The organism is Microcystis sp. LE19-41.2A (genome assembly GCF_027530405.1).
In the GTDB taxonomy this organism is placed as follows: Bacteria; Cyanobacteriota; Cyanobacteriia; order Cyanobacteriales; family Microcystaceae; genus Microcystis; species Microcystis aeruginosa.
On the sequence record NZ_JAPZQJ010000643.1, the window covers coordinates 1 to 9,977 of the forward strand.

The following is a 9,977-nucleotide window of genomic DNA, read 5'->3' on the forward strand; positions in this document are numbered from 1 at the left end:
CTGAAATGGGGCGAAAGTCTGTGGACTCTGTGTAAGACAGTACATGGTTTTTTAACTGTGGTATGCGACGGTGGTGGAAGCAGAAACTTAAATCGTGAGGTTTAGGAATCGCCGCACTTTTAGGGCGGCGAGGATGTCAAAAGTTAGCTAGTGACAGTTAGTGCGATGTCGAAGCCACTGCCTAAGAATAAATCCGGTTATTAAAAACTGATTATTTATTCTCCCCTTTGCATGAGTGCCTCTTGCATGAGTGCCTCTTCTCATAACTAGCCTATACTCAACGGATTTAGTATCAGGTACTTTTTCCCTGAAAATTAGGTAGTTGACCACCTGAAAATGGGTAAAACCCTACACCCTACACCCCACACCCTGCCCCTAGGAAAAACTTTTTCAGCAAACCCTACTTACTGATAATTTTTTGAAAATCTCTTTGAATAATGGCAAAATTTTTGTCAGTTAAAAGCGGCACATGAACGAATAAAGCTCTCGGATGATGTTTTAAGATTTGAAAATATAATTCTTCGCAGACAAACTGACCGGCATTATCGCTGATATAGCTATAGGCAAGCTCTTTGACAAAATCCTTAAGAGGAATTGGTGTAAATAACTTTTTTGTGCTACTCCTAGCCTGAGATTCTAAACTTAAACGATAACGACTTTCTGCCATGCCACAACAAATAACGAAATCAGGCTTTTTGTCTTGAATAGCTTTGATAACTCGTTCACTGGCTCGATGGGTATTAACGGGAAGTTGACGCAAAAATAAAAGCTTTTTTGGATAATTATCTTGAATGGATACTAACAAATCATCGGAGGAATTACTCCGGTGATGGCATAACCAAGGCGCAAAAGAAGTTAAGAGAATTGTCAAGTTATCTCCTGATAGTTAATTGGGATGATCAACAAAAAAGCGAGCGAGGGGACAAAAATTGCTATACTAACTGACGTGACCTCAATTAAAGACGAGATTGATATCCTATGCAACGCCGTAAATTTTTGCTGATCAGTGGCAGTTTAGGTGGTTTTAGCTTGGTAGCTTGCGCTCATCAAATTTTACAGCCTGTTACTTCCAAAAATCCCCCTGAGTCGGCTGTTAAACAAGCACAAAAGGCGAAAAAAGTCAAGATAATTGTGATTAGTGACCTTAATAGTCAATACGGTTCCACAACTTACGATCCCGAAATCGATCGAGCTATCCCTTTAATTATCAATAATAAACCCGATCTGGTCCTCTGTGGTGGCGACATGGTGGCAGGACAAAAAAGCAGCTTGACAGAGGCAGCAATTAACGCCATGTGGTCAGCCTTTGATCGCCATATCGCCGCGCCCCTGCGAGCTGCTAAAATACCTTTTGGTTTTACCATCGGTAATCATGACGCTTCTGGAGCTTTATCGGCAGGAAAATTTATCTATGCTAAAGAGAGACAATTAGCCCAAGATTATTGGCAAAACCCCCAACATGATACAAGTTTAAATTTTATCGATAAAACCGGCTTTCCTTTTTATTATACTTTCACTCAAAATGGTATATTCTATCTAGTTTGGGATGCCTCCACTCATTTAATCTCTCAGGAACAACTAAATTGGGCAGCAAAAAACTTGAGTAGTAGCGACGCTAAAAATGCTAAAATGCGGCTAGTAATCGGTCATTTACCCCTCTACGGTATTGCCGTGGGCAGAAATCGACCGGGGGATTATTTAGCCGATGCCGAGAAATTAAGAGCGTTTTTAGAGGGCCATCAGGTGCATACTTATATTAGTGGCCACGCTCACGCTTACTATCCGGGTAAACGGGGGCAATTACAATTATTACACGCGGGAGCTTTAGGCAGTGGACCGCGACGGTTATTGAACAGTGAACAAGCGCCCAGAAAAACCCTAACAATTGTCGATATTAATCCCCATCAACAGGAAACAGTTTACACCACCTACGACATGAAAACCCAAGAGGCGATCAATATTACCAGTTTACCTCCTTTGATTATGGCTCCCAACGGGCAGGTTTTACGTCGAGATATTCCATCGGTTAACTAGAAAGGAATTCCCCTAATGGCCACTGTCATCAGCACCGTTAATATGAAAGGAGGAGTAGGAAAAACTACCCTTACCGTCAACCTTGCCACCTGTTTAGCTAAATTTCAGCAAAAACGAGTCCTTGTCCTCGATTTAGACGCTCAAATCAGTGCGACTCTTAGCTTAATGTCTCCCCACGAATTCGCTCAACTGCGTCGCAAAAAACGCACTTTAAGCTATTTATTAGAAGCAATTATCAAACCCAATCCCTACAATAAATTAACTATTGATGATATTATTGTCCCTTCAGTCTGTGAAATACAAGGCTTAGATTTACTACCGGGAGACATCGAACTTTATGATGAATATGTCGTCTCAGAAACCCTGCACCACCAAGCAATTTTACAGGAAGATTTAGGCTTTGATCATGCTTGGAATAACCTGGAAAGAGTCTTAATTCAAAAAATCATTGACCCCATTCAAGACCGTTACGATTATATTATCATGGACTGCGCTCCAGGCTATAATCTTTTAACTCGTAGTGGTCTATGTAGCAGTCATTTTTATTTACTACCTGCCCGTCCCGAACCTTTATCAATTGTCGGCATTCAGCTATTAGAAAGAAGAATAGTTAAACTGAAAGCTAGTCATCAAGAAACCGCACCGATTAACCCCGGTTTACTCGGTATAGTTTTTATTCTTTCCGGTGGTGGTTTACTCAGTCGCTACTATAATCAAGTCATGCGCCGGGTACAACAGGATTTTCAAGCCCATCAAATTTTTGCTAATGCGATTCCTATGGATGTTAATGTAGCTAAAGCTGTGGATATGTTCGTGCCTGTGGTGGCAGCTATGCCCTCTTCTAGTGGTTCCAAAGCTTTTATGAAACTCACAGAAGAATTCTTGATGAAAGCCAAAAAATAGGAGATAATTACTATGGTCATTGAGTGGTTAGAATTTCAAGTTAAACCCGAAGCTAGGGAAAAATTTATCCAAAAAGATCAAGAAATTTGGACAAAGTTTTTAGCAAAACAACCTGGTTTTTTAGGTAAGGAGCTTTGGATTAATCCCGCCATCGAGGAAAAATTAATTATCGTTGTCCATTGGCAAACACAAGAACAGTGGAAAGCTATCTCCAAAAATTTACTTGATGACACCGAAGCCAAATTTTCCCTAGCCATGGGAAAAGATAATTATCAACTGCTCAAAGTCAAGGAATTTCAGGTCAGAAAATTTCGAGAAAATTTTCAGAACAATTTAGGCTCTCTGGGGACCTGATAAAAAATCAATTCATCTTTTTGTCCCCTGTCAACCTAGCCAAACTTGTCCTGAGGGGCTAAAGTGTGCTATAAGCAGTCAGAGTCTTTATTCTTTCTGATTAGGTAAATTACTGATGACTGAAGCTAAACGCGCCCTAATTACCGGCATCACCGGCCAAGATGGTTCCTATCTGAGCGAATTATTATTAGAAAAAGGCTATGAAGTCCACGGTATCATCCGTCGTACCTCCACCTTTAACACCGATCGCATCGATCATATCTACACTGACCCCCACCAGCCCGATACTAAATTATTTCTTCATTATGGCGACCTCACCGACGGCACGACCCTGCGGCGTATCCTCGAACAAGTGCAACCAGTAGAAGTGTATAATTTAGGGGCCCAATCCCATGTGCGAGTTAGTTTTGATGCCCCAGAATACACCGTCGATGCTGTGGGGGTAGGGGTCTTAAGATTACTAGAAGCAATTCGGGATTACCAAAAAAGAACCGGCATCGAAGTCCGTTTCTATCAAGCAGGTTCCTCGGAAATGTTCGGGAAAGTCATGGAAGTTCCCCAAAAAGAAACCACGCCATTTTATCCCCGCAGTCCCTACGCTTGCGCGAAAGTTTACGGTCACTGGCAAACGGTCAACTATCGGGAATCCTACGACTTATTTGCCTGTAACGGCATTTTATTTAACCATGAATCCCCTCGTCGTGGAGAAACTTTTGTCACGCGCAAAATTACCCGCGCTTTGGCCCGAATTATTGCCGGACAACAGAAAAAACTTTATTTAGGAAATCTCGATTCTAAACGGGATTGGGGTTATGCTAAGGATTATGTGCGGGCGATGTGGTTAATGTTACAACAGCAAGAACCAGATGATTATGTAGTGGCGACAAATGAAACCTATTCTATCCGGGAGTTTCTCGATATTTCTTTCCAATACGTTAATTTAAATTGGCAGGATTATGTGGAGTTTGATGAACGTTATTTGCGTCCAGCGGAAGTGGATTTATTGATAGGAGATTCCACAAAAGCCAGAGAGAAATTAGGTTGGCAGCCGTCGGTAACGTTCGAGGGACTGGTAAAATTAATGGTAGATGCGGATTTAGCGGCTTTGGGGATTAATCTTAATAACGGTGGTGATAGCGGACAGTTATTAAAAGATTTGGCTTATCTTCGCAATCGTTCAATGACAACTGTGGATTAAAGAGGTCAAAATATGCTGAATTTAAGCGAACAGAGAATCGTCGTCACCGGGGGGGCTGGATTTTTAGGTCGGCAAGTAGTTAATCAATTAATTGCAGCGGGGGCAAATCCCGAAAAAATTACAATTCCTCGGTCAAAGGATTGTGATTTAAGAGTTTGGGAAAACTGTCAACGTTTAGCCAACGAAGAAGATTTAATTATCCATTTGGCTGCCCATGTGGGAGGTATCGGTCTCAATCGGGAAAAACCCGCCGAATTATTCTATGATAATTTGATGATGGGAACCCAATTAATTCATGCTGCCTATCTAGCAGGAGTGCAAAAATTTGTCTGTGTGGGGACAATTTGTGCCTATCCAAAATTTACTCCAGTACCTTTCCATGAAGACGATTTATGGTCAGGATATCCCGAAGAAACCAATGCGCCTTATGGTATCGCTAAAAAGGCTTTATTGGTACAATTAGAGTCCTATCGTTTGCAGTATGGTTTCAACGGAATTTATCTTTTACCGGTAAATTTATACGGGCCAGAGGATAATTTTGATCCGGGTAGTTCCCATGTAATTCCTGCTTTAATTCGCAAGGTTTATGAGGCACAACAACGGGGGGATAAACAACTTCCTGTCTGGGGAGATGGTAGTCCAACCCGGGAGTTTCTCTACTCCACCGATGCAGCGCGAGGCATTGTCATGGCCAGTCAATTCTATAATGAGTCAGACCCGGTTAATCTTGGTACAAATTATGAGATTTCTATCAAAGATTTAGTGGAATTAATCTGTGATTTAATGGGTTTTGATGGCGAAATTGTTTGGGAAATAGATAAACCGAATGGTCAACCGCGACGCTGTTTAGATACAACCCGCGCTAGGGAACAATTCGGTTTTGTTGCTCAAATGGAATTTAAAGAAGGTTTGCGGAAAACCATTGAATGGTATCGACAAAACGCCGCTTAGTCCAGATAGCTGGTGTGTTAGATAAATAACTAACACACCAGATTTTTTTTCAGCTTACTGCCCGGTAAAATCAGAACGAAGGGTTAATTTTAAATCTTCCTTGGGGTTAATTGACAATAATTCCACCGATTCTCCTCGTAATAACCAGCCGGCTAATACTTCTAATCCCCCTCCTCGTAATAATCCCTCGCTAACCGGTTGGTCAGAAGTAAAAGAAGCGAGGACAGAAGCGGCGGATTTTCCTAATACTGCACCCTGAATAATTTTGTCGGGGTTAACTCCTTTAATTAGCTTTTCTAGACGAGTGAAAACTGCCGAAATAGCATCAATAGATTTTTCTTGGGGTTGACGGGTTTTTAAAAAGATTTTTTGGGATAAAAAACGCGAACCTTGACCATCAGGTTTAATTTCTCCGATAATCTGACTACCATCGGGAATAATTGTCTGTCCTTGGGAATTTTTGATATTATCGGTGACGGTCAGAGATAAAGAAAAAGTTTCTTGTTTGGTTAAAAGAATTTTTTCCCCTTGCTCGTATTTTACAGGGATGTCTGTGCCGGCAGGAATTAATTGATCATTCCCCAAAGGAATCGGTTTAATCGGGTTAATTGGGGCGAATTGACGTGCGATCGCAGGAGTCAAGGAGAGGGAGACCACAACGAAAGAAGCACTTAAAAGCATTGTTAATAGGGTCAGAGGATGATGACGACCCTGCTTTTGAAAATATAGCATCTTACCCTTGAGTTTCCTAGTGGGAGCGAATTAAAGACAGAGACGAAAGCGGAAAAAAGTTTGTTTCCAAGCAAGAAAATGCGGGAAAAAGGAGAATTTTAGCAAAAAATAACTGAGATTTCCTACTAACTGCCAGTTATTAGTTTATCTGGTCTATTGAAACGCCAAAACTCTTGATTTGTCCGCAGTTCTTAGTTTGGCACGGTTAATGGAGAACAAGAACTATTTCTGAGAAAATTATAGGTTCAATCCTATCAAAAAAAAATCACCCGATCGAATTAAAATCTCTGAAAAAATGTAACAATTGTGACAAAAAACTGAAGAAACCTCTGATCGGGTTGCCACCGATCCCAAACTCAGGACAAGGGGTCATCTAAACCTGGCCCCAGAGAAACGGCACACCTTCGCTTTCGGTTGAATTAACTCAGCACAATGAGGACAAGGAACCCTATCCCTGTCCTGTGATCGAACAGAAACAGTTCTCTCGCTATTCCAAGTCACGATCAACCCAAAAAGAGCCACTAGCACTCCAACTGCTGGATTAAAGGCCATCATTACAAACCCAAAAATCAGCATACTCAAACCAATAAATTTATCCATAAGCTCAGGGGAAGCGCATCTTAACAATCCTTGACAAAATGAACTTTGTGTGGGTTCCTTGCCCAGAGGACGATTCAGGCATATTTGAGGAGAATTTGTCATCTCAATTGTTAAGCAAAAATCGACCAAATGTTAAGATTTCGTAACTATTCTGATTGACTGATATCAGCTGAAATGCCCATGCGTATCACAAAATTGGCCAATTGTCAATAGCTTTTGAGATGCTCTCACCCTGTGGTCGCAATTCATCTCCCGTTAATTTCTGGTATATTTTTAATTAAGGAGAAATTTAACGGGAGTCCTCTTGCTCCATTTAGATAGGGGAGAGCGCGGGAAGTTTCCAAATATCATCCTTTTTGTCCTGTACTTAGGAGTAGATTATGTTTACTAAACTTAATAATTTGTGGAATCAGTTTTTCAGGAGATCAAGAAGGATTAATGATAAACCATTAAATAAAGTAAGTTTATTGGTAATAATAATTGTTGATATTTTCATCTTAGTTAATGTTTTTACAGGATTAGATGATATTAGTAGGTGGCATTTAAGCCCCCAACAAGTATATACTTGTTACAGCGAATGGTCAAGTTACAAGACAAATAATAGTCCAGATAGAGATTATGATTTAATTACAACTTTTTTAGTTGATTATAAAAATAATAATTATCAAGATGAAGAAATAGGACATTTAGGTAAAGTTTCTCCAATTTGTTTGCAATATGCTGATATTAAAAATAAGTTAAATAATCAAGAAAATAAAACTTTATTAAGTAAAATACAAACAAAACAAGATAATATTAATATACTAGAAAATAATAATAGAATTATTAGAAGTCAATATGATTCTACCCTATTAGAGAAAATTGCTGGACAGTCTGCCAACAATTCGATAAACCGGGTAAAAGCGGAAGAGGCAAAACAGAAACTAGAGGAAAATAATAAAAAAATATCAAAAATCAAAGAAGAAATTGTTAAGCTAAAAAATGAACTACTACAAAAACCATCGAGTCAAAATTTACTTGCTTTCATGAGAAATGAAAGTAAATTTAATGATGTGGAAGCTGGTTATAAAAATGCTACTTTTTGGTATCCTAGCATTCAATTAGGTTTTCAAGTTTTATTTTTAGCACCATTAATAATTGTTGCGTTATTAGTGAATCAGTATGCCCAAAGTCGCGGCTATGGTTTAATAGCGTTAATTAGTTGGCATTTATTAGTTATTTTCTTCATTCCTTTAATTTTCAAAGCTTTTGAATTTTTGCAAATTGGTATTATTACACAATTCATTTTTGATATTATCGGTGCTATCTTTGGAGGTTTAGTATTTTTAGTTCAATATGTTTATATTCTGTTAATCCCTTTGTTCGGTTTTGCTATTATTAAATTTTTGCAAAAGTTTGTTTTTAATACCAAGTCTCAAGCAGCAAAACGAGTACAAAAATCACAATGTATTAACTGCGCTAAAACGATTAAAAATCAAGATGCTCATTGTCCCCATTGCGGTTATTATCAATATGTAGAATGTCATCATTGCCATGAGTTAACTTATAAAAATTTACCTTATTGTTATCATTGTGGTACTGCACAAACTTATGATAGTTAATAGTCCCCAAGCTACTGAAACGAGCAAAGAGAGAATTGCCACTTTATCAACTAATCAATTATGGATTTACTCGAATACCAAGCCAAGGAAATATTTGCTCAAGTCGGCATCCCCATTTTACCTTCCCAACCAATCCACGAACCGGGGGGACTAAAAAGATTAAACATTCCCTACCCCATCGTGCTGAAGTCCCAGGTACGAGCGGGAGGACGGGGAAAAGCAGGGGGGGTGAAATTTGTCGCTAATACCATTGATGCGATCGCTGCTGCCCATGCTATCTTTCATTTACCGATCGCCGGAGAATATCCAGAGGTAATCTTAGCAGAAGCCAGGTATAATCCGCAACAGGAGATATTTTTAGCCATTTTACTTGATTATCATCTGCAAAGACCGGTTTTACTGGGTGCGAGTCAAGGGGGAATGGATGTGGACAGTTTACTGGAAACCATGCAAAAAGTGGTCATTGAAGAGAGATTTTCCCCCTATCTCTGTCGGCAATTAGCCGTATCTATGGGTTTAAGAGGGTCTTTGATCGAGTCTATCAGTCAAATTCTCGAAAAAATGTATAGTCTCTTTGTCAGCAAAGATCTCGATATTATCGAGATTAATCCCCTGGGTATCAACGAAGCTGGGGAAGTGATGGCCCTAGATGGCAAAATAAGTGTTAATGATGCCGCTTTAGCTAGACATCTCGATCTCCTAGCTTTGACCCCACCCCAATTACAATCCCCTTGGTCGATAATTGATCAAACCGGCCGAATAGCCGTGATTAGCAATGGCCAGGGTTTGATGTCCACTGTCTGGGATGCCTTGGCAGGCAAGGGGGCAAAACTGGCGGCATGGCTTATACTGGAGGAAAGACTAGAATTAGAGCAATTAAACGAGCAAATAGAGTCTGGTCTGCAACAATTCCAACTATTGGCCGATTTAAAAGTGATTATCGTTGATATTATCAGTTATCCCGACTTTGGCCAAAAAGCGATCGAGACTATTAGCAATTACTACCGCAGTTATAGCCCATTATCACCCAGCCGGGGCAGCGGCGAACGGATGATTCGGGCCACCCGACAGGAAAGACAAACCTTGGAACCCAGATCTTTTCCCAATCCCACCGTACCACAAATAATTTTTCGCGTCCTAGCTGACAGCAAAGCGATCGATCTCAGTCAGAGTTTAGCTGATGTTAACTTTCATTGGTTAGAGTCTTTAGAAGAGGTAGTCACGGCAGCAATTAAATTAGCCTAGAATTAGTGATCAGCAGCAATTCTCATTTTGAAATAAATAGAGCATTAACCCCGATTTTGGAAGGCAAAATATAGTAGAAAGTGACTATTTTTCAGGGAGAGGCGATCACTAAAAAAACAATTGGTTGGATAAATTAAGTATAAATACTCAAGCAATCAAAGGGATTGGCTGAGAACGAACGGGGTAAATTCAGGAAGATAGTTCTGTTTTTAGAATAAGGAATTCAAGGGAAATAAAAATTTATAATTATTGTCAGCTAAGGTAAAATGGGTGAGTTAGAAATCCACCAGCACGTCAAATTATTCCAAGATGGCTCAAAAAGCGGCAACCCTAGAAATTTCGGAATTAATGCAATTTTT

General features: G+C 39.8%; 9 protein-coding genes. 7 read left to right on the forward strand and 2 right to left on the reverse strand.

The features are described from left to right. Window positions 1–400: 400 nt before the first annotated feature. The gene (locus tag O9290_RS26385) at window positions 401–871 is read right to left on the reverse strand and encodes a pyroglutamyl-peptidase I family protein (protein ID WP_002764001.1); all 471 of its coding nucleotides are present in this window, start codon (window positions 869–871) and stop codon (window positions 401–403) included. Window positions 872–978: 107 nt separating this feature from the next. On the opposite strand from O9290_RS26385, the gene O9290_RS26390 reads away from it, so the two are divergent. The 5 genes from O9290_RS26390 (at window position 979) to O9290_RS26410 (ending at window position 5,440) form a co-directional block, all read left to right on the forward strand. Next, on the forward strand, window positions 979–2,034 hold the full coding sequence (locus O9290_RS26390; protein WP_288055892.1) for a metallophosphoesterase family protein: 1,056 nt from the start codon (window positions 979–981) through the stop codon (window positions 2,032–2,034). A gap of 15 nt (window positions 2,035–2,049) precedes the next feature. Then, window positions 2,050–2,937 (forward strand): ParA family protein, encoded by an 888-nt coding sequence (locus O9290_RS26395; protein ID WP_002757975.1) that lies wholly within the window; start codon window positions 2,050–2,052, stop codon window positions 2,935–2,937. 12 nt (window positions 2,938–2,949) lie between these two features. Then, window positions 2,950–3,291 carry a TIGR03792 family protein gene (locus O9290_RS26400; RefSeq protein WP_002757976.1) on the forward strand — a complete coding sequence of 114 codons (342 nt, stop codon included), beginning with the start codon at window positions 2,950–2,952 and terminating at the stop codon, window positions 3,289–3,291. A 115-nt stretch (window positions 3,292–3,406) separates the two neighbouring features. Further along, complete coding sequence (gene gmd, locus O9290_RS26405; RefSeq protein WP_061433247.1) at window positions 3,407–4,489, forward strand: GDP-mannose 4,6-dehydratase; 1,083 nt, start codon at window positions 3,407–3,409, stop codon at window positions 4,487–4,489. 12 nt (window positions 4,490–4,501) lie between these two features. Beyond that, window positions 4,502–5,440: a GDP-L-fucose synthase family protein gene (locus O9290_RS26410; protein WP_288058023.1), complete on the forward strand. Its 939-nt coding sequence runs from the start codon at window positions 4,502–4,504 to the stop codon at window positions 5,438–5,440. A 54-nt stretch (window positions 5,441–5,494) separates the two neighbouring features. On the opposite strand, the gene O9290_RS26415 is transcribed toward O9290_RS26410, so the two are convergent. Then, window positions 5,495–6,172: a hypothetical protein gene (locus O9290_RS26415; RefSeq protein ID WP_004159248.1), complete on the reverse strand. Its 678-nt coding sequence runs from the start codon at window positions 6,170–6,172 to the stop codon at window positions 5,495–5,497. Window positions 6,173–7,152: 980 nt separating this feature from the next. Here O9290_RS26415 and O9290_RS26420 point away from each other — a divergent pair. Further along, window positions 7,153–8,373, forward strand: coding sequence for a hypothetical protein (locus O9290_RS26420; RefSeq protein ID WP_288058026.1), 1,221 nt, complete (start codon window positions 7,153–7,155; stop codon window positions 8,371–8,373). Window positions 8,374–8,433: 60 nt separating this feature from the next. Further along, complete coding sequence (locus tag O9290_RS26425; protein WP_288058029.1) at window positions 8,434–9,618, forward strand: ATP-grasp domain-containing protein; 1,185 nt, start codon at window positions 8,434–8,436, stop codon at window positions 9,616–9,618. Window positions 9,619–9,977: the final 359 nt, after the last annotated feature.

Bases quoted from the DNA above. Each gene is read 5' to 3' on its own strand.
- O9290_RS26390 (WP_288055892.1), top strand. From the start codon at position 979: ATGCAACGCCGTAAATTTTTGCTGATCAGTGGCAGTTTAGGTGGTTTT.
- O9290_RS26395 (WP_002757975.1), top strand. From the start codon at position 2,050: ATGGCCACTGTCATCAGCACCGTTAATATGAAAGGAGGAGTAGGAAAA.
- O9290_RS26400 (WP_002757976.1), top strand. From the start codon at position 2,950: ATGGTCATTGAGTGGTTAGAATTTCAAGTTAAACCCGAAGCTAGGGAA.
- gmd (WP_061433247.1), top strand. From the start codon at position 3,407: ATGACTGAAGCTAAACGCGCCCTAATTACCGGCATCACCGGCCAAGAT.
- O9290_RS26410 (WP_288058023.1), top strand. From the start codon at position 4,502: ATGCTGAATTTAAGCGAACAGAGAATCGTCGTCACCGGGGGGGCTGGA.
- O9290_RS26415 (WP_004159248.1), bottom strand. From the start codon at position 6,172: ATGCTATATTTTCAAAAGCAGGGTCGTCATCATCCTCTGACCCTATTA.
- O9290_RS26420 (WP_288058026.1), top strand. From the start codon at position 7,153: ATGTTTACTAAACTTAATAATTTGTGGAATCAGTTTTTCAGGAGATCA.
- O9290_RS26425 (WP_288058029.1), top strand. From the start codon at position 8,434: ATGGATTTACTCGAATACCAAGCCAAGGAAATATTTGCTCAAGTCGGC.